We start from the raw sequence: 25536 nt of genomic DNA, 5'->3' as shown, positions 1-25536 counted from the left end.
CGAAGCATGGCTCAGGCACCCGATCGCGAAGACGTCTCGGAGACGATCGTGGGCTCGACCGCTGCAGAGATCTCCGAGAGCGTGCGCGACCTCGTCGAGCGTGGTGCCTATGCACCGGGCGATCAGCTGCCGCCCGTGCGTTCCCTCGCGGCTCGCCTCGGCGTGAACCGGAACACGGTGCTGGCCGCCTATCGATCGCTGGTCACCGCGCGTATCGCCGCCACGGGCGGTCGCACCGGGACCACCGTGCTCGGGCCGGCGGATAACCCCGACGAGGGGTTCACTCCGGGCTCGGTGCTGCGCGACATCGGCAGCGGCAACCCCGATGCCGCACGCCTTCCCGACCTCGCGGCCGCGTTCGCCACGGTCACTCCGGGGCACGTGCTGTACGGCGAATCGGTGATCGACCCCGACCTGGCCGAATGGGCGACCGACTGGATCGCCGCCGATCATCCGCGTCCGTTCCGTCTGTCGATCACCGCGGGAGCGGTCGATGCCGTCGAGCGCCTCCTCGCGCAGACCCTCGTGCAGGGCGACCGGGTCGGTCTCGAGGATCCGTGCTTCCTCTCCAGCATCCATACGGCGCGGCTCGCCGGGTATGTGCCGGTCGCCATCCCGGTCGATCGCGAGGGCATGACCGTCGCGGGCCTGAAGGTGGCGCTCGAGAGCGGTGCGCGTGCGATCGTCTGCACTCCGCGCGCGCACAACCCGACGGGCGTCGGCACCAGCGCGGCCAGGGCTCTGGAACTGCGCGAGGTCCTCGCCGACCATCCTCATGTCCTGGTCATCGAGGACGACCACTTCTCGCTGCTCGACCCCACGCCCTACGCCAGCATCATCGCGCCGACGCAGCAGCGGTGGGCGCTGGTGCGGTCGGTGTCGAAGTTCCTCGGGCCGGACATGCGCCTCGCGGTGACGGCATCCGATCCGGTGACCGCGCAGCGGCTCGCCTTGCGGCTCAGCCCTGGAACGATGTGGGTGAGTCATGTGATGCAGCGGCTTGCGGCAGCGATGCTGCGCGATGACGACGTGCAGCAGTCGATCGTCGCAGCGGGCGAGCACTATGCCGGACGGAACGCGGCCTTCGTGTCGAAGCTCGATGCGCGCGGGGTCCAGGCTCAGGCGGACAGCGGCCTCAACGTGTGGGTCGATGTCCGTGACGATGCGACCACGATCGGTCGACGTCTCGCGTCGCGCGGGTGGCTCGTGCGCCCCGGCTCCGAGTTCGCCCTGGACGCCGAGAGTGCGCAGAGCTCCACGCATCTGCGTCTGACCGTGCACGCCCTCGATGATGCCGAGACTCAGCGGCTCGTTGATGATCTCGTGGCTCTGGCCGGCGGTTCGCCCTCGTCCGGAGCCGGAGAATGATGGCCGGTCGGCCTCGCGGTGCCGAATCGCGCATCGGCCGCTCTTCGCGCCTGGAAGGTGTGCTTTACGACCTGCGTGGGCCGGTCGCCGACCGGGCGGCCGAGCTGGAGAAGCGCGGGGAGTCCATCCTCCGTCTCAACATCGGCAACCCGGCACCGTTCGGGTTCGATGCTCCTCCGGCCATCGTCGAGGCGCTCCGCTCAGCCCTGCCCCATGCGCACGGCTACTCCGAGTCCGCCGGGCTCCCGGAGACGCGCGAGGCGATCAGTGCGCACTATGCACTCCGGCCGGGCTTCCCCGCGCTTGCCATCGATGACATCACCGTCGGCAACGGCGTCTCGGAACTCGTCGGACTCACGCTGCAGGCGTTGCTCGAGCCTGGCGACGAGGTGCTGATCCCGAGTCCCGACTACCCGCTGTGGACGGCATCGACGGTGTTGGCCGGTGGGCGGGCGGTGCACTACCCGTGCATCGAGGCCGAGGGGTGGGCGCCCGACCTCGCGGCGATGGAGGCATCGATCGGTCCGCGGACTGCGGCCATCGTCGTGATCAACCCGAACAACCCGACCGGCGCGGTGTACGGGCGACAGGTTCTCGAGCAGATCGCCGAACTGGCGCGACGGCATGGCCTGCTGCTGCTCTCCGACGAGATCTACGACCGCGTCGTCTACCCGGGGTTCGAGCACGTCTCGACCGCACAGGTCGCTCCGGACGTGCCCTGCGTCACCTTCGCCGGGCTCTCGAAGACGCACCGGGTCGCGGGCTATCGCGCCGCGTGGATGACCGCGACCGGATTCCACTCCGACGATCCCTTCCTCTCCGGGGTGCGTCTGCTCGCCTCGATGCGCATGTGCGCCTCCGTTCCGGCGCAGCACGCGATCACTGCGGCGCTGACCCACGATGCCTCGCTCGACGCCCTGGTCGCGCCGGACGGACGGCTCACACGGCAGCGGGATGCCGCACTCGACGCACTCGCCGGGATTCCCGGGGTGGATGTGCAGGCGGCTGGCGGGGGACTGTACCTGTTCCCTCGCCTGGACCCGGAGGTGCACGGCATCGTCGACGATGAGCGCCTGGTGCTCGACTTCCTCGACGCCGAACGGATCCTCCTCGTGCATGGGCGGGCCTTCAACCTGCAGACCCCCGATCACCTCCGCATCGCCTTCCTCCCGGAGGCCGATGTGCTCACCGATGCGCTCCGTCGTCTCGGTGCCTTCCTCGACGGGTACTCGCCGCCTCAGCGCTGAGCTCGTCCGACCCGGTGGAGTGACCGAGTGGCCAGGTCGCGGTCCGCAAGACCGTGCACGCAGGTTCGATTCCTGCCTCCACCTCTCAACGGCCCGGCGCCGTCACGCACACCCTCAGGCGGCCAGCGTCAGCCACGTCCGCGGCGAGTGTCCGATGCGCTGGGCGAACACCCGCGAGAAGGCGGAGGAGCTCGCGTACCCGAGCTGCGCCGCGACCGCGCTCACCGACATGCCGCCACGTAGCTGTTCCTGCGCGATCGTGAGCCGCCACTCGGTGAGGTGATCGCCGGGCGAGCGTCCGAGCACCTCTTTGAATCGCGCGGCGAACGCACTGCGCGACATGTTCGCCGTGCGCGCGAGGGACTCCAGGCTCCACGCTTCCCCCGGTGCCTCGTGCATCGCGACGAGCGCGGGGGCGAGCCTCTCGTCGGCGAGGCCGGGGATGAGCCCCGGTGCAAGGTCGAGCTGCCCGGAGTGATCGAGCATCCATCGAAGCAGCTGGATGAGCACGACCTCGAACATCCGGTCAGCCACCAGGGGGCGTCCGCACCGCACGTTGTCGACCTCTGAGAACATCAGGTCGAGTGCGGGGCCGAGAGTCTCGACCGCATCGAGGGGCAGCACGATCGACGATGGCAGCGTGCGGACCAGCGGGTGGGTCGCGCCGCCGTCGAAATCGAGTGTCGCGCAGGCGAAGTCGGACTCTTCGGTCGGAGCGTTCAGGAACGAGTGGTCGACCGGCCGGGGGAAGAACAGCAGACTCGGCCGCGTGATGAGTGCGCGCTCGCTGGTGCCGTCGGCCCGACGATGCGTCACCTCCATCTCGCCTCGTCGCAGCACGTGCAGGAATCCGTGTCCGCCGCTCGCCGGGAACACCGTCGTGCCGCACAGCGGCCCGTTGTGGAACAGCCGCGTGCGCACGCGGAACCGCTCGAGGAGGGGGGAGAGGCGATCGATATCGGACACGTTCCCAGTATCCAGGACGATCTGTCATGAAAGCAAGACGTTATGGTGCGCATCGTCCGACTGTCCTCGAAAGACTGGAGTGAGCCCGGATCCGGGCAGAATCGACAACCGAAGGAGCATCCCGTGCCCAACGTCCCTCTCATCGACCGCGACAACGCCACCGGAAACGTCAAGGAGCAGCTCGATCAGATCGCCGGCGCCTTCGGGGCCGTGCCCGCGATGTTCCGCGCCGTCGCCAACTCTCCCGCGGCTCTCACCAGCATGTGGGGGGCGTTCGGCGCCTTCGGCGGCGGCTCGCTCGGTGCGGCCATCGGCGAGCAGATCGCCGTGGCCGTCGCCGACCGGAACTCCTGCCAGTACTGCCTCGCCGCGCACACGGCGCTCGGCAAGAAGGCGGGCCTCAGTCGTGAGACCCTCACTGCCGCGCAGAGCGGCGAGTCCGACGACCCGCGCACCGCGGCGCTGCTCGCGTTCGCGCTCAAGCTGGTGGAGGAGCGCGGCCAGGTGTCGTCGGCGGATGTCGACGCGGTGCGCGCGCAGGGGTGGACCGACGAGCAGATCGTCGAGACGATCGCCCAGGTCGCGCTGAACCTGTTCACGAACTACGTGAACATCGCCCTCGACGTCCCGATCGATTTCCCGAGCGTGGCTCTTCGCCGCGCGAGCTGATCGCTGTCGCAGACGAAGGGGCCGGGACCGCAGGGACCCGGCCCCTTCGTCGCCGTCGCGGTCAGGCGGTAGGAGCGGGCAGTTCGACGGAATCCAGCCATGTCGCGATGGCGGAACGGGCCGCCCGCTCGAGTTCCGGTCCGTAGGCTCTGGCGTCCTCGCGGATGATGCGCGGGTCGATGCCGTTGTGGTGCAGCTCGTGCGCGTGGCCGATCAGCCAGCTTCCGATCGCGCGGTGGTCGGCTTCGAGGTGGAACTGCAGGGCGAGCACTGTGTCCGTGCTGAACGCCTGGTTCGGGAATCCGGGGGTGGACGCCAGCCGGCGAGACCCGGCAGGGATCGTGAACGCGTCTCCGTGCCAGTGCAGCACGGGCATGCCGTCGAGCGCACGCAACGGTGAGTCGAGGCCGTCCTCGGTCAGGTCGAGCGGTGCGTAGCCGATCTCGACCTGACCGGTCGGGTGCACCTGCGCCCCCAGGGCCTCGGCGATCAGCTGTGCTCCGAGGCATACCCCCAGCAGGGGCCTGCCGGAGCGCAGTCGATGGGCCACGGCCTCCTTCGAGGCATGCAGGAGCGGGTACTCATCGGCGTCGTGCACGCCGATCGGGCCGCCCAGCACGATCATGAGATCGGCGTCGTCCACGCGTTCGATGTCGATGGCCTCGGTGCCGAGGTCGACGTACTCCACGCGAAAGCCGCGTTCGCGGAGGAGCGGTTCGATGATGCCGAGGTCTTCGAAGTGCACGTGTCGGAACGCGAGCGCCGTGCGCTCTCGCAGCCGGGGAATCGTCATGCGGACAGCCTTTCTGCAACGTACTGGGTCAGCTCGGTGAGGCGGTGCGAGTATCCCCACTCGTCGTCGTACCAGGCGGAGATCTTCACCTGCGAGCCGATCACGCGGATGAGACCGGCGTCGAGGATCGAGGAGTGCGGATCGATGACGGTGCCGGTGACGGCGATCTCATCGTCGGCGCAGCGCAGGATCCCCTTGAGCGGGCCTTCCGCAGCCGTCTCGTAAGCGGCTCTGACCTCATCGGCGGTCACCGGTCGGGACGCCGTGACCGTGAGATGCGTGATCGAACCGCTGATGGCCGGCACCTGCAGGGTGTAGCTGTCGAGTCGGCCGTCGTCGAGCTCTGGCAGGACGCGACCGATCGCCGACGCGGCTCCTCCGCTGCGCGGTGTGATCCTCTCCCCTCTCGCACCCTTCCCCATCGTGGACCGCGGGTCGGCGTGGGGGACGTCCTGCACATGGAGGTCGGATGACTCGGCTCGGATGGTCGTCATCAGGCCGGAGTCGATGCCGAACGCCTCGTGGAAGACCTTGGTGACCGGGGCCAGGCAATTGGTCGTGCAGGACGCGCTGGAGATGACGTGGTGTCGAGTCGGGTCATAGGTGTGCTCGTTGACCCCGAGCATGATGGTGCCGTCCTCGTGCGCAGTCGGAACCGCCGCGATCACCTTCTTCGCGCCGGCCGTCAGGTGCGTGCGGGCGTCGTCGGTCCCCGCGTCGGATGACGTCGCCTCGATGACGATGTCGACTCCGAGCTCACGCCAGGGCAGCCGCAGTGGATCGTGCTCGGAGAGCATGCGGACCGCGTGTCCGTTGAGGAAGAGGTGGTCGTCGTCGTACCGCACGCCGCGCGTCGAGGGCCCGCTGCTGCCGTCGCTGCGCAGGAGATCCGCGATGGCGCGCGGTCCCCGCGGGTCGTTCACAGCGACGAGATCGAGCTCCGATCGGCGGGCGAGCAGGAGCCGAAGCTGATTGCGGCCGATTCGGCCCAGCCCGTTGATGGCGATTCTGGTAGGCATTGGTGTCCCCTCCGCGGCGCGGTCCCCCCGTGCCGGTGCTAGCTTTGGCCTATGCCAAAATTATCACACGTGCGCAGCGGGGATTCCTGGGAGTTCGGACCGGCCGGACTGCTGTTCGACTGCGATGGTGTCCTCGTGGACTCGGCCCTGGCCGCAGCGCCCGCCTGGGATGCCTGGGCCCGCAGGCATGCTCCCTCCTTCGACTTCCTGCGCGATGCGCCCCACGGCATGCGGCCGAGCGAGGTCGTGGCCGACCTGGTGGGGCGGGAGGCCGCGGAAAAAGCCACAGAGGAGCTGGTCGCGTTGGAGGTCGAGGCGGCCGTGCACACCCGCGAGATCGGGGGAGCCTCGCGGCTGGTGAGCGCGCTTCCACGCGACCGCTGGGCGGTCGTGACGAGCAGCAACCGCGCCGTGGCTACCGCGCGACTGCGCAGCTCCGGCATCCCGCTTCCACCGGCGCTGGTCGCGGCGGAAGACGTGTCCCGGGGGAAGCCGGAACCCGACCCCTATCTTCTCGGTGCCTGTCTGCTGGCGCACCGAGCTGAGGACTGCATCGTGTTCGAGGACTCCGTGCCGGGCATCCGCTCGGCGCGCGCCGCGGGTGCCGGGTACATCATCGGCGTGGGGGAGGGCTCGGCGGCCGGCGACCCCGATCTGGTCGTGCCTGACCTCGGGTGCGTGCGATGGCGGGCGGGCGCACTCGTCGTCGAGGCGACGGGTGCGCCGGGCTGAGCTGTCAGCTGAGCGTGGACAGCGCTCGGTCGATCACCTCCATCGCGACCTCGATCTGATCGTCGGTGGTCGTGAGCGTCGGCAGGAATCGGATGACGTTCGAGTCGCTGCCGGCCGTCAGGAGCAGGATGCCGTGCTGAGCCGCGTAGGCCGCGATCGCGGAGGCGGCTCCTTCGGCGGGTCGCGAGGTGGCGGGATCGGTGAGTTCGAAGGCGTACATGGCGCCGATCCCCCGCACATCTCCGATCAGCGGGTGGCGCGAGGCGAGGGTGGTGAGGTGCTGCCGGAGGCTGCCTCCGATGCGCAGGGCTTCCGCGAAGAAGGGCCCGCGCTCGAGCTCATCGAACACGGCCAGGGCTGCGGCGATGGAGACGGGGTTGCCGCCGAAGGTTCCGCCGAGGCCGCCGGGGTCGGGAGCGTCCATGATGTCGGCGCGGCCGGTGACGCCCGCGAGCGGGAGTCCTGCCGCGATGCCCTTGGCCGTGAGGACGAGGTCGGGGACGACGTCGAAGTGCTCGCTCGCGAACCACGTTCCCGTGCGTCCGAGCCCGGTCTGGATCTCGTCCGCGATGAACACCACGCCGTTGCGCGTGCACCAGTCCTGCAGTGCGGGCAGATAGCCGTCGGCGGGGACCACGAACCCGCCCTCGCCCTGGATCGGCTCTGCGATGACGGCGGCCAGGTCGGAGGTGCCGATGCGCTGCTCGAGGTGGGCGATCGTGCGCTCCGCCGCCTGCTCCCCGGAGAGGCCGTCCCGGTACGGGTAGGAGTTGGGCACGCGGTGGATGTCGGACGAGAAGGGGCCGAACCCGGTGCCGTATGCGGCCTTGTGGTTCATGGCGAGAGTGAGGCTGGTGCGTCCGTGGAAGGCATGGTCGAGGGCGGCGACCGCGCGCCGACCGGTGTGCCTGCGGGCGATCTTGACCGCGTTCTCGACGGCCTCGGCGCCGGAGTTCACGAACATCGAGCGCTTCTCGTGATCGCCGGGGGTCTTCTCGGAGAGGCGCTCGGCAAGCGTGACGTACCCCTCGTAGGGCGTGACGGTGAAGAGCGTGTGCGTCACCTGCTCGAGTTGCGCGGCGGCGGCTGCGACTGCGGCGGGATTCCCGTGTCCGATCGTGGTGACGCCGATGCCGCTGCCGAGGTCGAGGAGGCGATTGCCATCCACGTCGGTGACCCAGGGGCCGTCCGCATGCGCGATGTACACCGGCAGCACGCTGCCGACTCCCCGGGCGACGGTCTGCCTGCGTCGCTCGTGGAGGGCTCGACTGCGCGGCCCCGGCACATCGGTCAACAGCGACGGCGCGGAGGAGGGATCGGGAAGCACGCGGGGCGCGGACATGGGGGCTCCTTCGGTGAGCGGTGATGAGTGGTGGTGAGTGGCGGACATCGCCGACGAAACGGCCTAAGACTATGTTAGTGTTTGGCCTATGTCAAAGTTGGATGCACCGATCGGCGCCGATGAGCGCTACCCCACGGCGGTCACCGTCGACGACTTCCGGCACAACGTCGCCAGCGTCGAATCGCGCATCGCCGAGGCGGCGCGTCGGGCGGGACGCGATCCGCGCGAGGTGACCCTGCTGCCGGTGAGCAAGACTGTCCCGACCGAGCGCGTCCGCGTCGCGATCCGCTCCGGCATGCGGCTCCTGGGCGAGAACAAGGTGCAGGAGGCGGTGCGCAAGAACGGGGAGACCGCCGACCTCGATGTGTCGTGGTCGATCATCGGGCATCTGCAGACCAACAAGGCCAGAGATGTGGCCGCGTTCGCCACCGAGTTCCAGGCCCTCGATCGATTGCGGGTCGCCGAGGCGCTCGACCGACGTCTGCAGGCTGCCGGTCGCAGCCTCGACGTCTTCGTGCAGGTGAACACGTCGGCCGAGGATTCCAAGTTCGGGATGCCACCGGGGGAGCTTCCCGCTTTCCTGGAGGCACTGCCCTCCTATGGGACGCTCCGCGTGCGGGGATTGATGACCCTCGCCATCCTCACCCCGGACGACGCCAGGGTGCGCGAGTGCTTCTCCCTGTTGCGCACGCTGCGCGACCAGGCCAGAGAAGACGCTCCCGACCTCATCGGGCCGGGCGAATTGTCGATGGGGATGTCCGGGGACTACGAGATCGCCGTCGAGGAGGGCGCCACCTGCGTGCGCGTCGGACAGGCGATCTTCGGTGCCCGCGCGCTGCCGGACAGCTACTACTGGCCGGAAGGCTGACGACACGTGCTGCGGACCGTTCGCGCGTACCTCGAACTGACCAAACCCCGCATCCTGGAACTCCTCCTCGTCACCACGGTCCCCGTCATGGTGTTCGCCGCCGACGGACGGCCGGACATCGCTCTCCTGGGCGCGGTGCTCGTGGGCGGGGCACTGAGCGCCGGGTCCGCCGGGGCGTTCAACATGTACTTCGAGCGCGAGAGCGATGCGGTCATGGAGCGCACGGCCAGGCGTCCCCTGGTCACGGGAGTCGTGTCCGCGCGTGCCGGTCTGATCTTCGCGACCGTGCTCGGGATCTCATCCGTGGGGTGGATGGTCGCCTTCGTCGGGCCCCTGCCCGCCGCGTTGTCCACCGCGGGTCTCGTGCTGTACGTGGTGTTCTACACCCTGCTGCTGAAGCGTCGCACCGAGCAGAACATCGTCTGGGGCGGGGTCGCTGGATGCATGCCCGTGCTCGTCGGCTGGACCGCCGTGCGCGGCGCTGTCGAATGGCCGGCTGTGATCCTGTTCCTGGTGGTGTTCTTCTGGACGCCTGCGCACTACTGGCCGCTCTCGATCCGCTATCGCGACGACTACCGCCGGGCCGGTGTCCCCATGCTCGGTGCCACGCGTCCGCCGTCGTACGTCGCCGCCAGGGTGATCGGCTTCGCGGTGGTGACGGTCGTGTGCTCGCTCATCCTGCCCTTCGTCGCGGAGGTGAGCCTGCTGTACCGGACGGTGGCTCTGGGCGCGGGCGCCGGGTTCGTGGTGTCCGCGTCGCTGATGCGGTCACGGGCTCGCCGCGGTGGAGAGCTGCGCCCGATGCTCGTCTTCCGCGCATCGATCGTCTACCTCGCTGCGCTGTTCCTCGCGGTGGGCGTCGATCCTCTGCTGACGCCCTGAGTGCACGGCGTCCTCAGTCCTCGGTGCGGAAGCCCGCAGGCTTGTGCGTGCCGTCGCAGAAGGGCTTGAGGGCCGAGAGTCCACAGCGGCACAGCGCCACGGTGCGGCGGCGGGAGGGGATCGGCGTGCCGTCGGCGGCGTGCAGCTCGACGGCACCCCGGACGAGCAGCGGACCGTCCGGGTACGGGGTGATCGTCGCCGGCTCGTGGTCCGCGCTCATGATGATTCCCCCGCGCGCAGCGAAGAGGATTCCGCCGACCAGGCCTCCAGGATGTGTGCGCCTCCCCATCCGTCCACCGTCAAGCAGGCGGCTGCACCGAACATGATGTCGGGCAGCAGCTCCGGGTGGTCCTCGGCGAGGCTGCCTGCGAGGTCTCGGGCGGCGATCTGCTCATGCACGGCGTCGGCCTCGACGTGCTCGTCGAAGTACGCCGTGACATCGGTGGGGAAGTCCAGGCGGCGCAGACCGTCGGCATACAGGCGGCACGGGATGGAGGAGGTCATCTCGTAGGCGGCGAGATGGCCGACGATCGATCCGACGAGCCGACGGTTGAGGCCGAACATCGACATCATGTTGAGCGACGCGAGGGTGACGGCGGGGAGATCGTCGACGTACGCGCCGTAGGTGTCATCCAGGCCGGCTGCGCGCATGGCGCGTGCGAAGAGGGCGGCGTGCACGCGGTGCGGTCGGCCGCCGCCGTACTCGTCGGACTGGATCTCGACCAGAGCCGCCTTGGCGCGTCCGTCCAGTCGGGGAATCGCCCAGGAGTGGGGGTCAGCCTCGCGGAGCGTGTACGCCGAGCGCTGGATGAGCATCTCCCGCGCCTGGGACTCCGTGGCCTTCTTCACGAAGTATCGCGAGAGGCTCGGGCCGGTGTCTGCTTCGGCGAGTGCGAAGAGCGCCCGCCCGACGGCATCCACGGTCGGCTCGGGCAGCTCCGGCATCGGGATGTTCGCGCGCAGTTCCCGCTCGAACGCCGACTCGAGCGTGCGGCGGGTCGCGAGGAGCGTCGGATCCCACTCGAGCTCGGGATCGAGTGCCGGCAGCGATCCGTAGGCGGATGCGTAGAGCACGAACAGGGCGAGCTGGACGTCGTCGTCGCGGGAGAGGTCGGCGCAGGCCGCCGCAGCTTGTTCGGCGAGAGCGGTGTGGTCGGCGTCACGATCGACTCCGGTGAGATGCGAGATGACGGCGCGGCTCACCGGGCCGCGCTCGTGGAAGGGGAGTGCCGGTGCGGATGCCGGTGCGGGTGCCGGTGCGGTCGCCGTGGCGGAAGAGGTCATGTGTCGTGCTCCTGATCGATGCGGACACTCGTATCCTGCGGGCTCGGATGAGATCGGACCAGGGACTTGACGAGCGCCCATCGACCGGGCAAGCGGGTACACGCGGAAGCCCGCGCGGATGCACGGAGCCGCCTACCGGCAGGACTCGAACGCGTAGGCGTCGTCGTCGGGGGTGACGAGGTCGCGGTCCCGCAGCACCATCGATGCCGGCGAGGCATCGTCCGCGCACATCTCGGCGAAGGGTCGCGGCAGCTCGTCGGTGTACTCGATGTCGATCACGTGCTCGCCGTAGACATCGGTGTACGCCCCGCACTCCTCGTACGCGGCGCACTCCTCGGCCACCGCGAAGTCGAATCCGGCACGCTCCTGCAGCGAGGCCGCGTCCTCGGCGGCGTTCTTCTGTCCCGCTGCCAGCCCCGCGCCGTGCGCCGCCTCGACGAGGAGCGTGGCCAGTGCGAGGTTGTCATCGAGCGAGAGGGCTCCCTTCGACCGTGAGTACGAGTCGAGGTTGTCGAACTCGACGGCGTCGAACCCGTCATCCGCGCAGCGCTCGATCCAGGGGACCACGGTGTCGGCGATCTGCTCCCTGCGCTGCGCGGTCGACGTGTCGAGCAGTGCCTCGTCCGGCCAGTCCGGGTCGAAGACGACGTGTCCGTCGCGCTGCAGCAGCAGATCGTCTGGCCAGGTGTCGAGTTCCCCCGGTTGCGTCTGGAAGCCATTGACGTAGCAGACCGAGTACACGCCGGCCGCGGGCTCTGCGCTGCGATCGCGCCCGACCACGCCGACGCCGGAGGGCGGATCGTAGGCCCCGCCGAGCTGATAGTCCGGCGTGGCCCCGGACGGAGGAAGGGAGACGGAGGTCGACGGCTCCGCGGGCGCCGCGCACCCGCCGAGAGCGAGAAGGAGGGCGACGCCGGCCGCCGGCCCGGCACTCCGGAGCAGCCGATTCAGCGCGCTGCCCCGTACAACTCCGCGATCTCCTTCGACCCCATGCCCTGCGCGTAGGTCGGATGCTGAGGCCATCCCTCCGGAACGTCCTGCCATTCCTCCTGCCGACCGTAGGGGAGCAGGTCCACCAGGCCCTGCAGGTGGCTCAGTCGCTCTGTGCCGCGGCCATCGGTGTGCCAGGTGCGGTACACGGTGTCGCCGTCGCGGAGGAACACGTTCACGCCGAACCCCGCGTTCGGCGGGGCATCCACATCGGCCCCGAAAGTGCTGTCGGCGCTCGAGTACCACTGCATCCGGTTGCCCACGCGGTCGCGGTAGGCCAGGGCTTCCTCGATCGGACCGTTCGTCACGATCACGAAGCGCGCGTCGTAGTAGCGCTCGAGCACGTCGAGTCGCGTGAACTGCGAGGTGAAGCCGGTGCAGCCGGGACACTGCCACTCGCTGCCGTCCGACCACATGTGGTTGTAGACGATCAGCTGGGAACGTCCATCGAAGATGTCGGCCAGGCGTACCGGGCCCTCGGCTCCGACCAGCGTGTAGTCGGGCAGTTCGACCATGGGCAGGCGTCGTCGTTGCGCGGCGATCGCGTCGAGCTCCCTGGTCGCGGCCTTCTCGCGCACGCGCAACTCGTCGAGCTCCCGACGCCAGGTCTCGGCGTCGACGACAGGGGGAAGGGGTTGTGCTGTGCTCACGGTGACCTCCGGATGCTGAGCGATGCGTCCAGTCTGCGCGCGGCCGGCGACACGGTCAATGCGGGAGCGGCCCCGTTGATGCGGTGTCGGCGGGGAGCGCCTCGCTCGGATTGCGGCGGATGCCGATCCACGACACCACGCCGCCGATCACGAGCAGAGTGGCCGTGACCCAGGCGGCGCTGTGGAACCCGTCGAGGTCGAGAGTGCCGCCCACGATGGTCGACAGCATCGCGACGACGAGCAGCCCGGCGACACGCGATACCGCGTTGTTGACGGCCGAGGCGATCCCCGAATGGTTCTCGTCGATCGCACCGAGGATCGCGGCCGTGAGCGGCGCGACCGTGAGCGAGAGGCCGAGACCCATCACGATCATGGCCGGCAGCACCTGCCACCAGTAGTCGAAGTCTGCGGACACGAGGAGCAGCATCAGAGCGCCGACGGCCATCAGCAGCGGGCCGACCGTCATGAAGATGCGGGGTCCCCACTTGCCAGCCCACTGACCGGCACGCGAGCTGACCAGGATCATCAGGATCGTCATCGGCAGGCTCGCCAGGCCCGCTGCGGTGGCGCTGAGTCCTGCGCCCTGCTGCAGGTAGACCCCGACCACGAAGCCGTTGAGCGACAGTGCCGCGTAGACGAAGAGCGTCGCGAGATTGCCCCACCCGAAGTCGCGCACCCGGAACAGCCAGAGCGGCATGAGCGGCGACGCGGAGTGCTGCTGCCGCCACAGGAACAGTCCGAACAGTGCGGCGCCGGCGATCGCGGGGATCCAGATCGCGGGCGACTGCCACCCCATGTTGGGCTGCTCGATGAGCGCGAAGACGACGGCTCCGAGCCCGATCGCGCACAGCGCCCCGCTCCACCAGTCGACCTTGACGCCGCGGGGGTGCTCCGGCAGATGCAGGCGGGCGAGGAGCAGCAGGGTGATCCCGATCGGGATGACGTTGATGAGGAATACGAAGCGCCACGAGAGGTAGTCGACGAACAGTCCCCCGAGCAGCGGACCGACCAATTGGGCCCCCGTGGTGAAGGCCGTCCAGACGCCGATGGCGCGCGATTGCACGTCGGCCCGCATCGTGGCCGTGATGAGGGCGAGCGAGCTGGGCACGAGCAGGGCACCGGCGGCGCCCTGTGCGGCGCGGGCGACGATCAGCATGAGCGGATCGACAGCCGCCGCCACCGCGATCGAGGCGATCCCGAACGCGATGAGTCCGATGCGCATGACGAGAACCCGGCCGTACGCGTCGGACACCGATCCGGCCAGCAGGATCAGGGCGCTCAACGTGATCAGGTAGGCGTCGACGACCCACTGCTGGGTGGTGATGCCGCCGCCGAGCTCGCGGCTGATCGCCGGGAGTGCGACGTTCACGACCGTGCCGTCGAGGAAGGTCACGAACGATGCGAGCACCGCGATCGAGATGACGAGTCTTTGGAGCGGGGCGAAGGCGGGCACAGGCCGACACTACTCCCGGTGGCCGACGTCGGGGTCGGTGCGCCTCAGAGCGCGGGGGTGGATCCCGCGAGTCCAGCGCGATCCGCCGCGAGGGGTGACGGCGTCCCCGCACGCAGGAGCTCGGCGAGCTTCGCCGGTCCGCCATCCGCGACGGCGCGCCGTTGGCGATCACCGCCGGTGCCGGACGCACGCAGCCGGTCGATGCCGTCGCGGACCCTGTCCTCATCGTCGAGCTCGCGGAGCGTGGGAGCGATCGCGGCCAGCAGCCGGTCGGCCAGCAGCCAGGCGCCCTCTGCCTTCCCGCTCGTCGGATCGAGCAGACGGGCGGACATGCCGTGTCGCGCGGCCGTCCACATCGAGGCGTCGATGCCGTCCACGCCGATGTCCGTGTGCGGCAGGTCGTCGGTGAGCACGATCGCTCGCGAGAGGAGCGCTGCGAATACCGCGTCTTCGGCGGAGAGCTGCGCGTCGAAGACCCTGAGCTCGACCGTCGGATACCGCTCCGACAGCCGCGCCGACCACGACAGCGAGGCCGCATCGGCGATGGCGCCCACGTCGATGAGTCGCTGCACATCCGCGCGGTAGGCGTCGTAGTCGCGGAAGTGCGGGGGAGTCCACGACGAGGGCAGCCGACGGATCAGGATGCTGCGCCAGCTGGCGAAGCCGGAGTCGCGGCCGTGCACGAAGGGGCTGTTGCCGGTGAGGGCCAGCAGCACGGGGAGCCACCCGCGCACGCGGTCGAGCGCACGCACCCTCTCCTCGTCGTCGGTCACCTCGACGTGCACATGAAGACCGTTGACCTCGTGATCGCGCGTGAGGTGTCCGAGGTGCGCGGCGACCTTGTCGTAGTGCGGTGAGGGCGACACCGCGGAGGAGCGCGTCGTGGCGAACGGCGTGCCGGTGCCGGCGGCGATCGCGTGCTGGTCGCCGGCGTGCCAGCCGATGAGCCCGCGCAGGTGCGTCAGCTGCTCCGCGGCGGCCTCAGCCGTCGAGACCGGTTCGGTGAGGCACTCGATCTGCGACGTCAGGTACTCCTGGGTGACCTCGCCTCCCGTGCGAAGGCGGGTGATGCGCTCGCGGGTGCCGGCGGCGAGACTCACGGGCGTGAGCGAGTGCTCATCGAGGAAGATGAACTCCTCCTCGATGCCGAAGCGGGGCATCCCCGTCCTCAGTGATTCCTGAGCGCGGAGATCAGCTCGGACTTCCGCTTGCCGCTGTATCCGGTCAGGCCGAGCTCCTTCGCCTGCGTGCGCAGCTCCTTCACCGTCCAGTCCTCGTAGTCGCCGTGCTCCCCGCCGCGCCGGCCGACCGCGCTGCGACCTTCCTTCGCGGCGGCGTTCGAGATGCGCGCGGCCTTCTCCTTGGAGGCGCCGTCGTCTCTGAGCTCCTCGTACAGCTCGGGATCCTTCAGCGAGTTGTTGCGTCTTCCTGGCATGAAACCTTCTCCTTCGCGCACTCGGGGGGTCGAAGTCAACCCCCTCTGACAGAAGTCCCTCCGCGGCTAGCGTGAAGGCACCACAGTCGGGCGTCCGCGCCTGCCGAAAGAAGGGAAAGACCGATGAACATCCTCCTGATCATCGTCATCGTCGTCGCCGTGATCCTCGCGATCACCGGAGGACTGGTGCAGTCGCTCCAGTTCCTCCTGTGGGTCGGACTCGTCCTCCTCGCGATCGCCGTGATCGCCTGGTTGATCCGAGCGATCAGCGGCAGCCGCAAGGTCTGACAGCACGAACAGGTCTGACCCCATCGAGGTGAGGCCCGCCCATCGGCGGACCTCACCTCTTCGGTGTCAGAGGCCTGTTACTTCTCGAACGCGTCCCGGACGTTCTCGCCCGTCTTCTGGGCGGCGTCCTTCACGTTCTCCCCGGCCTGCTTGGCGGAGGCCTTGACCTGGTCGGCCTTGCCCTCCGCTTCGAGCTTCTCGTTGTCGGTGAGCTTTCCGACGCCTTCCTTGACCTTTCCGGCGGCCTTCTCGGCGGCGTTCTTGATGTCGTCTGCAGCACTCATGCGGTGCTCCTCTCCTCGTCGGATCGATTGCCTCCGAGGCTCTCATGTCCCGCGGGAAGCGGCCACGGGATTGACAATCCGCCGCGCACATGACAACGTTCCGTCGCCATCGACGCGCGGGCGCCGAAGGACTAGCCTGGCGCCAGGCGGGTGGTCCTGCCCGCGGACTCGACCAGGAAGCGGTGTGCGATGGACTCGATGATGATGGGCGCCATGTCGAAGAACATGGAGTCGATGCCCGACATGCAGATGATGGACATGTTGGTCATGCAGGCGTGCATGGATGCGTGCGCCGCCTGCGAGCAGGCCTGCACGGTGTGCTCGACGCAGCTGATGGACTGTGCGCCGGCCTGCATGAACTGCGCCGATATGTGCAACACCATGATGCGGTCGATGATGCGGATGCAGGGGATGACCCCGGCCTCGATGATGGCGATGCTCAACGCCTGCATCGCCATGTGCAAGGCGTGCATGGATGCGTGCGCGCGGCACGCGGACGACAGCGAGGTGTGCCGGATGTGTGCTCAGGCGTGCGAGGCGTGCATGGACGCCTGCTCCGCCATGAAGGACATGCTGATGGCGAGCGCCTGAGAGCAGCCGATCCTGAGACCAGCCGATCCTGAGACCAGCTGGTGCGGCGGTGACGTTGTCGCGGGTGGGCGCGAGTGATCAGACGGTCGCGACGTTGAACTGCGTGCCGCCGACGGCCAGCACTCCGTAGCGCGGGTGCAGCGCGACCGGGGTTCCCGCGGCGGCTTCGAGGGCCGCGCCTGCGCCGTTCCACAGCGTGTGCGCTTCGCCGTCGAGCGTGCGCACGACGAGATCGCCGGAGACGGCGTCGGCCCGCTCGACCAGCGCATCGATCCATTCGGACGGCGTCGCCGAGGCGATCCGCGCCTGGATGAGGTGCAGGGCGTGGCCGGGGGCGAAGGAGGAGCACCGGCCGCCGTGACTGCACATGCACGCCGCACGCTCGCGCACCGGGAGAGGCGAAAGGCGGTTCAGCGGCGTGGACACGGGGGGACTCCTTCTCGTTCGTCGTTCCGGAAAGACTAGGTCGGTCGCCCTGCAGTGCCCAGGTGAGCCGACACGGACGGAAACAAACGGGTGTAAGCTCGCCGGGTGCTGTCGTCGATGAGCGCCCTCGGGGCGCAGAGCGGAGCTGCAGGCGCCTTCCGCGCCGCAGACAGAGGCTGAGGACCCACCGGAGGCGGAATCCCCGTCCCCGGTGCCGTGTCGTACCCGGCGGTACCTGCCGGGATTCCTTCTTCCGATCGATTCGCCTTCGCGGCGACCTCTCCGAAAGCACTCACCCTCATGCGTCCCATCGACGACCGCGCCATCCGCGCCTCCTTCCTCAACGCCTCCCGCAAAGAGGTGTCCGACCTGACCCTGCCGCCCGGTTTCGCCGAGATCGACTTCGACCGTCTCGACTTCCTCGGCTGGACCGACCCGAAGATGCCCCGTCGTGCCTACGTCGTCACCTGGATCGACGACGCACCCGTCGGCGTCTTCCTGCAGCGCGCTGAGCAGCGTGTGATCGCCAGGGCGCAGTGCTCCTGGTGCGAAGACGTCACGCTCCGCAATGATGTGCAGCTGTACGTGGCCCGGAAGTCGGGACCCGCCGGGCGCAAGGGCGACACCGTCGGCGTGCTCACCTGTGCCGAGTTCGGCTGCAACCGCAACGTGCGGATCCTGCCGCCGCTGGCCTATCAGGGCTTCGACCGGGAGTTCGCCCGCGACCTGCGCATCCTCCGGCTGCAGGAGCACGTGGCCGGCTTCCTCGCCGCCGTGGCGGGCTGAGCGGGCTAGGAGACCCTCGACCGCACGTGCGCCGAGGCGGGTGCAGCCAGTTCCGCGGACCGACGCGCGAACTCGTCGAAGCTGCGACGGCCGGGCCAGCCGGGCGGCAGCATCGACGGGGGAAGCCCCGGGTCGGTGTAGGGCAGCACCCGCCAGCGGTCGATCAGTTGCACGTACGCGGCGAACGGCTCGCGGGGCAGCGTCGTGAGTGAGCTCTGGAAGGCGAGGTGCTCCTCGCGCAGCGCCTCCAGATCCCACCACTGCGCCGCCGCGTCGACCAGGGTGCCGGCGGGAAGCGGAGTCGATGCGGGGAACAGCGTCGCCCACCGACGCGCGTCGAGGTCGTCGAGGATCTGCTCCACCTCGGCCTGGAGATGGCCGGGGCAGATCCACAGGGCGGGGGATACGATGCCCGCTCCGATCCACTGCAGTCGTCGCCGCAGCTGGTGGCGCACGCTCCTGGCGCGCTCCGGGATCGAGAACGACACCAGGCACCAGGGGTCGGCGTCCGTCATCTCCCGCATCTCGAAGATGCGCCGGTCGCCGCGCTCGAGCATCGGGATCGCCGCCGGATTGAGACGGTAGCCGATCTGCCCTTCCCGTGCGCCGAGCAGCAGCCCCTTCTGCTTCAGGCGTGCGATACCGGTGCGCGCCGCGGCAGCGTCGATATTGAGGTCGCCGGCGAACGCGACCAGGTCGGCGGCGGAGATCCACCCGCCGAGCGGACGGAGGAAGACGCCGATGAAGGTCCGCAGCACCGAGGCGGTGCTGCCGGGGCGTGCATCGATGTCGTCGAGCACGAGGGCGGGAGCGATGTCAGAAGTCACCGGACTCCAGCGCGTCGCGCACCGCGAGCACACCGGTGACGGTCTCGACGTGCGAGGTGCTCAGGGGCGAGAGACCCAGGCGGATGCCGTCCGGGAACCGGAAGTCGGGGATGATGCCGTCGGACCACAGCCGCCGCGTGACCTCGCGGAAGTCCGGGTGACCGATCGTCACGTGGCCACCCCGCAGGTCGGCGTCGCGGGGGCTGAGCAGGCGGACGCCGAGAGGAGCGAGAACCTCGTCGTAGGCGCGGACCGCGAGATCGGTCAAGGACTGCGACTTGGCCCGGACGCCCGCGATCGTGGACTGCTCGATGAGGTCGAGCATCCCCTGCATGGCCAGCATCGAGATGACGGGAGGGGTGCCGCTGAGCAGCTGGCGGATGTCGCCGGACGGCACGTACTCCGGCCCCATCGCGAAGATGTCCGCCGCACTCCACCAGCCCTGGATCGGTTGACGCAGCACGCCCTGGAGGCTGCGGCGCAGGTAGGCGAAAGCGGGCGAGCCCGGCCCGCCGTTCAGGTACTTGTAGGTGCAGCCGACGGCCATGTCGACACCCCACTCGTCGAGCTGCATCGGGATCACGCCGGCCGAGTGGCAGAGGTCCCACATCATCAGGGCGCCGGCGCCGTGCGCAGCCGCGGTGATGCCCGGCATGTCGGCCAGAGCCCCGGAGCGGTAGTCGACGTGGCTCAGCGACACCAGGGCGGTGCGCTCGGAGAGAACCGCCTCGACATCGGCGACCGACACCCCGTGCACAGGGTCGGGCTCGAGCCAGCGCAGCGTCATCCCGGTCTCCGCCGCGACGCCTTCGGCGAGGAAGCGGTCGGTGGGGAAGTTGCCCGCCTCGATCACGAGCTCGGTGCGCGCGGGGTCGGCGGCAGCGCCGGCACGCATGAGCTTGTAGATCAGCACGCTCGTCGAGTCGGCCACCACGGTCTGGCCGGCCGCGGCGCCCAGCGCGACACGTCCGATGCGGTCACCCAGCTCCATCGGCAGCGCCATCCACTGCTCGTCCCAGGACCGGATCAACCGCGTGCCCCAGTCGTCGCGCACGAAGGCGGCGAGCTTCTCCGGCATGTCGCGCAGCGGGCGTCCGAGCGAGTTGCCGTCGAGATACGCGTCGACGCCCGGCGCCTCGGAGAAGGCGTCGAGGTGAGCACGCAACGGGTCGTCCGCATCGAGAGCGCGAGCGTGCTCGAGCAGGGAGGAGTCGGGAGTCGTGGTCATGTCACACCTTCAGATCGGCGGGGGTGAGGGGGCGGGCGTCGAGGGGGTCGAACGAGGAGGAGCTGCCGACGGGGAGGAGCAGGAGCACCGATCCGGAGTCGAGCGGATCCACGGGAGCGAGCGCGCGCAGGAGGGCCGCGTCGTCGAGTCCGGCCTCGCGAAGGGCGTCGACCTCGTGCGGGTTCACGTCGACAGGCATCGGTCCGTTGCCCAGGTCGGTGCCGTAGAGCACGGCTCCGCCCGCGGCGTGGAACCGGCGCACGTTGTCGATCGCGGTCGCACGCTCGGGGTCGTCGTGGATCGCGAGCGTCGAGATCCATGAGACGGAGGCCGCCTGGCGCACGATCTCGTCATCGTCGAGGCGCTCCGTGAACGGAGCGTGGGCGAGCCCGGCTGCGCCGAGAGCGACCACCCGCTGAGCTTCACCCGCACCTTCGGCGTGCGCGACGACGGGGAGGTCGTGGTCGGCTGCGACCCGGACGATCGCGCGGAACAGCTCGTCGGTGAAGACCGGCCCTGCGCCGCTGTTGCTGGTGACCTTGATGCAGGTGGCACCCGCATCCGCCATCCCGACGACCGTGGCTGCGGCAGAGTCCGCGTCTGCGATCTCGCGGACCGAACCCTTCGGCGCCCAGTCGCGGCCGGAGGGGTAGCCCCCCGGCGCGGTCAGGAACGCCCCGGCGAAGTCGACCTCGACGTGGTGGCGGGCGGTGGACGTGAGCTGACGCAGCACCTCGGGATTCCCGCCGAGGTCGACCACGCGGCCGAGGCGAGACCCTGCCAGCAGAGTGTGGTCCACCAGCTGCAGGTGCACGTGGTGGTCGGTGAATCCGCCTGTGAGAACGCCTTCGATGCGGGGGAGTGCGGGGGTGGGGCGCTCATCGCGCAGGCGCGCACGCCCGTCGACGAGCTCGACGACGCCCTCGCGCCACTCGCTCCCGTCGAAGAACGTCGCGGCGTGCATCAGCTGCCGATCTCCGTGCGCACGGTGTAGAGCTCGGGGAAGAACGTCAGATCCAATGCGCGCTGCAGGAAGCCGACGCCGCTGGAGCCGCCGGTGCCGACCTTCATGCCGATGGTGCGAGCGACGGTCTTGAGGTGCCGGAACCGCCAGAACTGGAAGTTGTCCTCGAGGTCGACCAGGTCTTCGCACGCCTCGTACAGATCCCAGTACCGGCTCGGGTCCTGGTAGATCTCGCGGATCGCGGGCACCAGTGCCGGTGTCTCCCGGTAGGGCTCCCGCACGTCACGCTCGAGGATCTCCGTCGGGATCGGCAGTCCGCGGCGGGCGGCGAAGCGCAGGAACTCGTCGTACAGCGTCGGCTTCTCCCACTCGGCGGTGAGCAGCGCGAGGTTGGCCGGGTGGTCGGCGAACACACTCAGCATCTTCTCGTTCTTGTTGCCGAGGGCGAATTCCACGGCGCGGTACTGCACGGACTGGAACCCGGAGGAGTTGCCCAGCGCTCCACGGAACTGCGCGTACTCGGTGGGCGTCAGCGTCGCGAGCACCGACCACTGCTGCGTCATCACGTCCTGGATGCGTTTGACGCGGGCGATGCGCTTCAGGGCTTCGCGCAGATCGTCCCTTGCCAGCAGTTGACGTGCGGAGGACAGCTCGTGCAGCAGCTGCTTGAGCCACAGCTCCGTGGTCTGGTGCTGGATGATGAACAGCATCTCGTCGTGGTGCTCGGGTTCGCTCACCGGGTGCTGCGCCGTGAGCAGCTGGTCGAGCGCCAGGTACGAGCCGTACGTCATGCGCCCCGACAGATCGGTGACGATGCCGGATTCGAGGGCGCGTTCGTTCTCGGTGTCCATCTGCAGAACATATCACTTTCGTGGCGAGCGTCACAGGAGTGTTATGTCCAGCATCCGGGGTTCAGAGCGCGGGAGTGCGCGGCGGTGGCGTGCGCCGGGTGCCTCGGCTGCCGGCAGTCTCGAAGGCCGCGGCGAAGCGCAGCAGTCTCGCGTCGTCGTAAGCACGTCCCGCGAACGTCAGCCCGATCGGCATGCCGATGTCGCTCATCAGCCCCATCGGCACGGTGACCGTCGGGATGCCGAGGTGGCGTATCGCGAGGTTCCCGTTCGCGATCCAGACGCCGTTGCGCCACCCCAGGTCGGCCGATTCCGGGTTCACGTCCATGTCGGCCGGGCCCACATCGGCGACCGCGGGGAAGACGACAGCATCGAGCCGCAGCACGTCCATCCACACTTCGAGGTCGCGGCGACGCGTCTCCTCCAGACCGCGGAGGCCGTCCTCGAGCTCGGGCATGTCGGCGATCCCGACGCCGGGGTTGTCGCGCACCCAGCCGGGGTACTCCGCGATGTCGTCGTCGAACCCCGTGTAGCGGTCGGGGAGTGCGCCGTCCGGATGCGGGAAGATCGTCGCCCCATCGATCTCGGCGAGCGAGTGCAGTGCCGGGTCGCCGTTCGCCCGCAGGAAGTCCTCCCACGCCCATGCCGAGAGGTCGACGATCTCGCGGTGCAGGTATTCGGGCGACACGAGGCCGCGGGAGGCGATGGTGTGCGCACCCGGTCGGTCGCCCTCGTAGTTCGAGACGACGGGGAAGTCGACTTCGATCACGGTCGCTCCCGCCGCGGTGAGGTCGCGGCGCGCCGCCTCCCAGCGTTCGATGACGCTCGCGCGCGTGACGATGCGCCGGCCGGTGGGACCGCCGATGCCCGGGTCGGTCGAGGTGCCGGCATCCGGATCCGCGTTGATGTACATGCGGGGGATGCCGATGCGGGCGCCGACGAGGGGGAGGGCGGATTCCGTCGCGAGCGCCGGATACGACTCCGGCCGGAGGGAGGATGCGGCGGGCAGCTGTACCCACGGCTGCGCGCGCCAGAAGTCGCCACGCACCTCCGCATCGTCGGCCACGATCACATCGAGCACCTCGAGGAGGTCCGCCATGGTGCGGGTGTGCGGCACCACGACGTCCATCGTCGGGACGAGTGGCCAATTGCCGCGGGTCGAGATCACCCCGCGTGAGGGCGTGTAGGCGCACAGCGCATTGTTGGTGGCCGGTCCGCGTCCGCTCGACCAGGTCTCCTCGCCGAGCCCGAAGGCCGCGAAGCTCGCCGCCGTCGCCGTGCCTGATCCGTTCGACGACCCCGAGGCGAAGGGGGCCGTGAGGAAGGCGGCGTTGTAGGGGCTCTCGGCTCGCCCGTAGACGCCGCGCTGCATGCCGCCGTTCGCCATCGGAGGCATGTTCGTCAGCCCGAGGCAGATCGCTCCCCCCGCGCGCAGTCGTTCGATCGTGAAGGCGTCGCGCTGGGCGACGAGCTGTGCGAATGCCGGGCTCCCTGCGGCTGCCGTGAGTCCGCGCACGAGGTAGCTGTCCTTCGCGGTGTACGGGATGCCGTCGAGGGGACCGAGAGCCTCGCCTCCGGCGCGGCGTGCGTCGGACTCCGCGGCCTCGCGCCGTGCGTCCGGGTTCGCGACGACGACCGCGTTCAGGGCGGTCTCGGTGCCGGGGGCATCGTACGCGGCGATGCGGGCGAGGTAGGCGTCGACGAGCTCGACCGCGGTCGTCTCGCCTGTCTCGAGGGCGCGTCGCAGGTCGGCGATGGAGGCCTCGACCACGTCGATCATCAGCGGAGTCCGTCGAGCGCCGGCTGCTGCTGGGTGATGCAGTGGATGCCGCCGCCGCGGTCGAACAGCGGACGTGCATCCACCGTGACGACCCGGCGGCCGGGGTAGGCGTCGGCGAGGATCTCGCGTGCTGCGGCATCCGCCCTCTCGTCGCCGAAGCCGCAGGCCACCACGCCGTCGTTCGTGACGAGGTGGTTGACGTAACTCCAGTCGACGGGACCCTCGTCGTCGCTCAGCATCGACGGAGCGGGCAGCCCGATCACCTCGAAGCGGCGCCCGGCGGCATCCGTCTGCTCCGAGAGCAGGGCGCGCAGCTCGCGGGTGACGGCGTGGTCGGGGTGGTCGGGGTTCTGCTGGTCGTGCAGCAGCAGTCGCCCGGGGGAGGCGATGGTGGCGACGATGTCGACATGGCCGTTGGTGCCGAAGTCGTCGTAGTCGCGCGTGAGGCCGCGGGGGAGCCAGATCGCTTTCGTGGTGCCGAGCGTGCGAGACATCTCGGCCTCCACCCGCTGCTTGTCGGCGTAGGGATTGCGGCGGGGGTCGAGCTGCACGGTCTCGGTGAGGAGCACCGTGCCCTCTCCGTCGACGTGGATGCCGCCCCCCTCGTTCACCAGGGTGGAGCTCACCAGCTCGGCACCGACGGCGCCGGCCACGATGCGTGCGTGCTGTGCGGCCTTGCGCCATTCGGCCCATTCCGGGGCGCCCCACCCGTTGAAGATCCAGTCGACCGCGCCGAGGACTCCTGGTCGTTCGTCGTCGACCACGAACGTGGGTCCGGAGTCGCGCATCCAGAACTCGTCGACGGGTGCTTCCACGATGTCGATGCTGCTGCTGAGCATGCGCCGCGCCCTGGCGAGCTCGCTCGGGTCGACCAGCATCGAGACGGGCTCGAACTCGGCGACGGCATGTGCGACCGCTGTCCAGGTGGCGTAGCCCTCTTCGCGCGCCGCGGCGGTGTCGCCGAGGGTCTCGCCCTCCGCGGGGAATGCCATCCACGTGCGCTCGTGACGTGCGGTCTCGGTGGGCATGCGCCAGCTCATCGTGGTCTCCTCGTGCGGCCGGTCCGACTATTGAACAAGCGATCAACAGGTGTTACGGTAACCCCTGATGAAGACGACGTCAACAGGTGCGACCGCTCGGCGGATGTCGCCGCAGGAGCGCGATCACTCGATCCTCGAGGGGGCGCTCGGCCTTGCCCGCGAAAGCGGTCTGGAGAGCCTGACCGTCCGTGCGATCGCCGCCAGAGTGGGCGTCACTCCCGCCCTCGTCGCGCACTACCGACCGGGGATGGACGCCTTCGTCGCCGACGTCTTCGGGTCGATAGTGGCGGCCGAGCGCGAAGAGGTGATCTCCGCCTTCGACGACAGCCCGTTCCGCGACGCCGATGAGCTGCGCGGTGGTCTGCTGCGTCTGATCGAGACCCTTCTCGACGCCGACCGCGACGACGTCACCCTCATCTGGGTGCAGGCGTGGGCGCTCGGTGCCCGCAACGAGGCGCTCGCCGCCCGGGTGCGGCAGGAGATGGACGGATGGCAGAGCGCGCTCGAGGAGATCTTCGCCCGTGCCGCCGTCGACGGGGCGATCGAGGCGGGTCGCGCCGACACGGCCGCGTGGCTGCTGCTCGCGATGGTCGACGGCATGAACGCGCACTCGCTGGTGAAGTGGGCGCCGCGCGACCGTGCCGACCTCGCCAGGCGCGCACTGTCCGCCGTCTTGGACAGTGCCGCCCCCGATGCCCTCGTCGGTGCTCGATCCGCTGACACCCGATTCTCTGACTCCCCACCCGCTGCCACCCGGTCCGATGACACGTAAAGGA

At 69.5% G+C, this 25536-nt stretch carries 29 protein-coding genes and 1 tRNA gene; 11 read left to right on the top strand and 19 right to left on the bottom strand.

What is annotated here, in order from left to right:
• The first annotated feature begins 6 nt into the window (after positions 1-6).
• The 3 genes from AB4070_RS09010 (at position 7) to AB4070_RS09000 (ending at position 2699) form a co-directional block, all read left to right on the top strand.
• Complete coding sequence (locus AB4070_RS09010) at positions 7-1368, top strand: aminotransferase class I/II-fold pyridoxal phosphate-dependent enzyme (RefSeq protein ID WP_441979778.1); 1362 nt, start codon at positions 7-9, stop codon at positions 1366-1368.
• Positions 1368-2615: a pyridoxal phosphate-dependent aminotransferase gene (locus AB4070_RS09005; protein WP_441979777.1), complete on the top strand. Its 1248-nt coding sequence runs from the start codon at positions 1368-1370 to the stop codon at positions 2613-2615. The genes AB4070_RS09010 and AB4070_RS09005 overlap by 1 nt, the downstream gene beginning before the upstream one ends.
• Positions 2616-2628: 13 nt before the next feature.
• Positions 2629-2699 (top strand) — tRNA-Cys (locus AB4070_RS09000).
• 30 nt (positions 2700-2729) lie between these two features.
• On the opposite strand, the gene AB4070_RS08995 is transcribed toward AB4070_RS09000, so the two are convergent.
• Entirely contained in the window at positions 2730-3581 is an 852-nt protein-coding gene (locus AB4070_RS08995) for an AraC family transcriptional regulator (protein ID WP_441979776.1), read from the bottom strand.
• Positions 3582-3704: 123 nt separating this feature from the next.
• Here AB4070_RS08995 and AB4070_RS08990 point away from each other — a divergent pair, with 123 nt between their 5' ends.
• A complete protein-coding gene (locus tag AB4070_RS08990; RefSeq protein ID WP_282848046.1) occupies positions 3705-4250 on the top strand; it encodes a carboxymuconolactone decarboxylase family protein in 546 nt (181 codons plus the stop codon).
• Between the two features lie 61 nt (positions 4251-4311).
• On the opposite strand, the gene AB4070_RS08985 is transcribed toward AB4070_RS08990, so the two are convergent.
• Complete coding sequence (locus AB4070_RS08985; protein ID WP_441979775.1) at positions 4312-5043, bottom strand: glutamine amidotransferase; 732 nt, start codon at positions 5041-5043, stop codon at positions 4312-4314.
• Positions 5040-6062, bottom strand: coding sequence for a type I glyceraldehyde-3-phosphate dehydrogenase (locus tag AB4070_RS08980; protein ID WP_441979774.1), 1023 nt, complete (start codon positions 6060-6062; stop codon positions 5040-5042). The genes AB4070_RS08985 and AB4070_RS08980 overlap by 4 nt, the downstream gene beginning before the upstream one ends.
• 51 nt (positions 6063-6113) lie before the next feature.
• On the opposite strand from AB4070_RS08980, the gene AB4070_RS08975 reads away from it, so the two are divergent.
• A complete protein-coding gene (locus tag AB4070_RS08975; protein WP_441979773.1) occupies positions 6114-6794 on the top strand; it encodes an HAD-IA family hydrolase in 681 nt (226 codons plus the stop codon).
• A 4-nt stretch (positions 6795-6798) separates the two neighbouring features.
• Here AB4070_RS08975 and gabT read toward each other — a convergent pair whose 3' ends face one another.
• Positions 6799-8136, bottom strand: a complete 1338-nt coding sequence (gene gabT / locus AB4070_RS08970; protein ID WP_441979772.1) for a 4-aminobutyrate--2-oxoglutarate transaminase — start codon at positions 8134-8136, stop codon at positions 6799-6801.
• An 88-nt stretch (positions 8137-8224) separates the two neighbouring features.
• On the opposite strand from gabT, the gene AB4070_RS08965 reads away from it, so the two are divergent.
• Positions 8225-9004 (top strand): YggS family pyridoxal phosphate-dependent enzyme, encoded by a 780-nt coding sequence (locus tag AB4070_RS08965; RefSeq protein ID WP_441979771.1) that lies wholly within the window; start codon positions 8225-8227, stop codon positions 9002-9004.
• 6 nt (positions 9005-9010) lie between these two features.
• On the top strand, positions 9011-9886 hold the full coding sequence (locus AB4070_RS08960; RefSeq protein WP_441979770.1) for a heme o synthase: 876 nt from the start codon (positions 9011-9013) through the stop codon (positions 9884-9886).
• A 13-nt stretch (positions 9887-9899) separates the two neighbouring features.
• On the opposite strand, the gene AB4070_RS08955 is transcribed toward AB4070_RS08960, so the two are convergent.
• From AB4070_RS08955 to AB4070_RS08925, 7 genes are all read right to left on the bottom strand, one after another.
• Positions 9900-10106 carry a CDGSH iron-sulfur domain-containing protein gene (locus AB4070_RS08955; RefSeq protein ID WP_441979769.1) on the bottom strand — a complete coding sequence of 69 codons (207 nt, stop codon included), beginning with the start codon at positions 10104-10106 and terminating at the stop codon, positions 9900-9902.
• Complete coding sequence (locus AB4070_RS08950; RefSeq protein WP_441979768.1) at positions 10103-11170, bottom strand: iron-containing redox enzyme family protein; 1068 nt, start codon at positions 11168-11170, stop codon at positions 10103-10105. Before AB4070_RS08950 ends, AB4070_RS08955 begins: the two co-directional genes overlap by 4 nt.
• Positions 11171-11302: 132 nt before the next feature.
• A complete protein-coding gene (locus AB4070_RS08945) occupies positions 11303-12193 on the bottom strand; it encodes an endo alpha-1,4 polygalactosaminidase (protein WP_441979767.1) in 891 nt (296 codons plus the stop codon).
• Positions 12118-12810, bottom strand: coding sequence for a DUF899 domain-containing protein (locus tag AB4070_RS08940; protein WP_441979766.1), 693 nt, complete (start codon positions 12808-12810; stop codon positions 12118-12120). The genes AB4070_RS08945 and AB4070_RS08940 overlap by 76 nt, the downstream gene beginning before the upstream one ends.
• Before the next feature lie 55 nt (positions 12811-12865).
• Positions 12866-14263, bottom strand: coding sequence for an MFS transporter (locus AB4070_RS08935; RefSeq protein ID WP_441979765.1), 1398 nt, complete (start codon positions 14261-14263; stop codon positions 12866-12868).
• 44 nt (positions 14264-14307) lie between these two features.
• Positions 14308-15423, bottom strand: a complete 1116-nt coding sequence (locus tag AB4070_RS08930) for a carboxylate-amine ligase (RefSeq protein ID WP_441979764.1) — start codon at positions 15421-15423, stop codon at positions 14308-14310.
• Between the two features lie 8 nt (positions 15424-15431).
• A complete protein-coding gene (locus AB4070_RS08925; protein ID WP_441979763.1) occupies positions 15432-15698 on the bottom strand; it encodes a DUF7218 family protein in 267 nt (88 codons plus the stop codon).
• A 123-nt stretch (positions 15699-15821) separates the two neighbouring features.
• Between AB4070_RS08925 and AB4070_RS08920 the strand changes: the two genes are divergently transcribed.
• Positions 15822-15986: a hypothetical protein gene (locus AB4070_RS08920; protein ID WP_017201713.1), complete on the top strand. Its 165-nt coding sequence runs from the start codon at positions 15822-15824 to the stop codon at positions 15984-15986.
• A gap of 77 nt (positions 15987-16063) precedes the next feature.
• On the opposite strand, the gene AB4070_RS08915 is transcribed toward AB4070_RS08920, so the two are convergent.
• Positions 16064-16270: a CsbD family protein gene (locus AB4070_RS08915; RefSeq protein WP_046747714.1), complete on the bottom strand. Its 207-nt coding sequence runs from the start codon at positions 16268-16270 to the stop codon at positions 16064-16066.
• Positions 16271-16483: 213 nt separating this feature from the next.
• Here AB4070_RS08915 and AB4070_RS08910 point away from each other — a divergent pair, with 213 nt between their 5' ends.
• Complete coding sequence (locus tag AB4070_RS08910; RefSeq protein WP_441979762.1) at positions 16484-16861, top strand: hypothetical protein; 378 nt, start codon at positions 16484-16486, stop codon at positions 16859-16861.
• A 78-nt stretch (positions 16862-16939) separates the two neighbouring features.
• Here the strand turns inward: AB4070_RS08910 and AB4070_RS08905 are convergent, their stop codons facing one another.
• Positions 16940-17287 carry a hypothetical protein gene (locus AB4070_RS08905; RefSeq protein WP_282848031.1) on the bottom strand — a complete coding sequence of 116 codons (348 nt, stop codon included), beginning with the start codon at positions 17285-17287 and terminating at the stop codon, positions 16940-16942.
• Positions 17288-17587: 300 nt separating this feature from the next.
• On the opposite strand from AB4070_RS08905, the gene AB4070_RS08900 reads away from it, so the two are divergent.
• Positions 17588-18073: an FBP domain-containing protein gene (locus AB4070_RS08900; protein ID WP_441979761.1), complete on the top strand. Its 486-nt coding sequence runs from the start codon at positions 17588-17590 to the stop codon at positions 18071-18073.
• Positions 18074-18078: 5 nt separating this feature from the next.
• Here AB4070_RS08900 and AB4070_RS08895 read toward each other — a convergent pair whose 3' ends face one another.
• The 6 genes from AB4070_RS08895 to AB4070_RS08870 all read right to left on the bottom strand — a co-directional run bounded on the left by AB4070_RS08895 (position 18079) and on the right by AB4070_RS08870 (position 24760).
• A complete protein-coding gene (locus AB4070_RS08895) occupies positions 18079-18900 on the bottom strand; it encodes a PaaX family transcriptional regulator (protein ID WP_441979760.1) in 822 nt (273 codons plus the stop codon).
• Complete coding sequence (locus AB4070_RS08890; RefSeq protein ID WP_441979759.1) at positions 18890-20128, bottom strand: kynureninase; 1239 nt, start codon at positions 20126-20128, stop codon at positions 18890-18892. The genes AB4070_RS08895 and AB4070_RS08890 overlap by 11 nt, the downstream gene beginning before the upstream one ends.
• A gap of 1 nt (position 20129) precedes the next feature.
• The gene (locus AB4070_RS08885) at positions 20130-21092 is read right to left on the bottom strand and encodes a hydrolase (RefSeq protein ID WP_441979758.1); all 963 of its coding nucleotides are present in this window, start codon (positions 21090-21092) and stop codon (positions 20130-20132) included.
• Positions 21092-21943, bottom strand: coding sequence for a tryptophan 2,3-dioxygenase (locus tag AB4070_RS08880; protein WP_441979757.1), 852 nt, complete (start codon positions 21941-21943; stop codon positions 21092-21094). Before AB4070_RS08880 ends, AB4070_RS08885 begins: the two co-directional genes overlap by 1 nt.
• Before the next feature lie 61 nt (positions 21944-22004).
• Positions 22005-23720 (bottom strand): amidase, encoded by a 1716-nt coding sequence (locus AB4070_RS08875; protein ID WP_441979756.1) that lies wholly within the window; start codon positions 23718-23720, stop codon positions 22005-22007.
• Positions 23720-24760 (bottom strand): agmatine deiminase family protein, encoded by a 1041-nt coding sequence (locus AB4070_RS08870; protein WP_441979755.1) that lies wholly within the window; start codon positions 24758-24760, stop codon positions 23720-23722. Before AB4070_RS08870 ends, AB4070_RS08875 begins: the two co-directional genes overlap by 1 nt.
• 67 nt (positions 24761-24827) lie before the next feature.
• On the opposite strand from AB4070_RS08870, the gene AB4070_RS08865 reads away from it, so the two are divergent.
• Positions 24828-25532, top strand: a complete 705-nt coding sequence (locus tag AB4070_RS08865; RefSeq protein WP_441979754.1) for a TetR/AcrR family transcriptional regulator — start codon at positions 24828-24830, stop codon at positions 25530-25532.
• Positions 25533-25536 lie beyond the last annotated feature (4 nt).

The sequence above is a fragment of the Microbacterium sp. 2RAF4 genome (assembly GCF_052115285.1).
GTDB lineage: Bacteria > Actinomycetota > Actinomycetes > Actinomycetales > Microbacteriaceae > Microbacterium > Microbacterium oxydans.
Note: the sequence above shows the minus strand (reverse complement) of the source record. Positions and strands in the feature narration are given on the sequence as shown.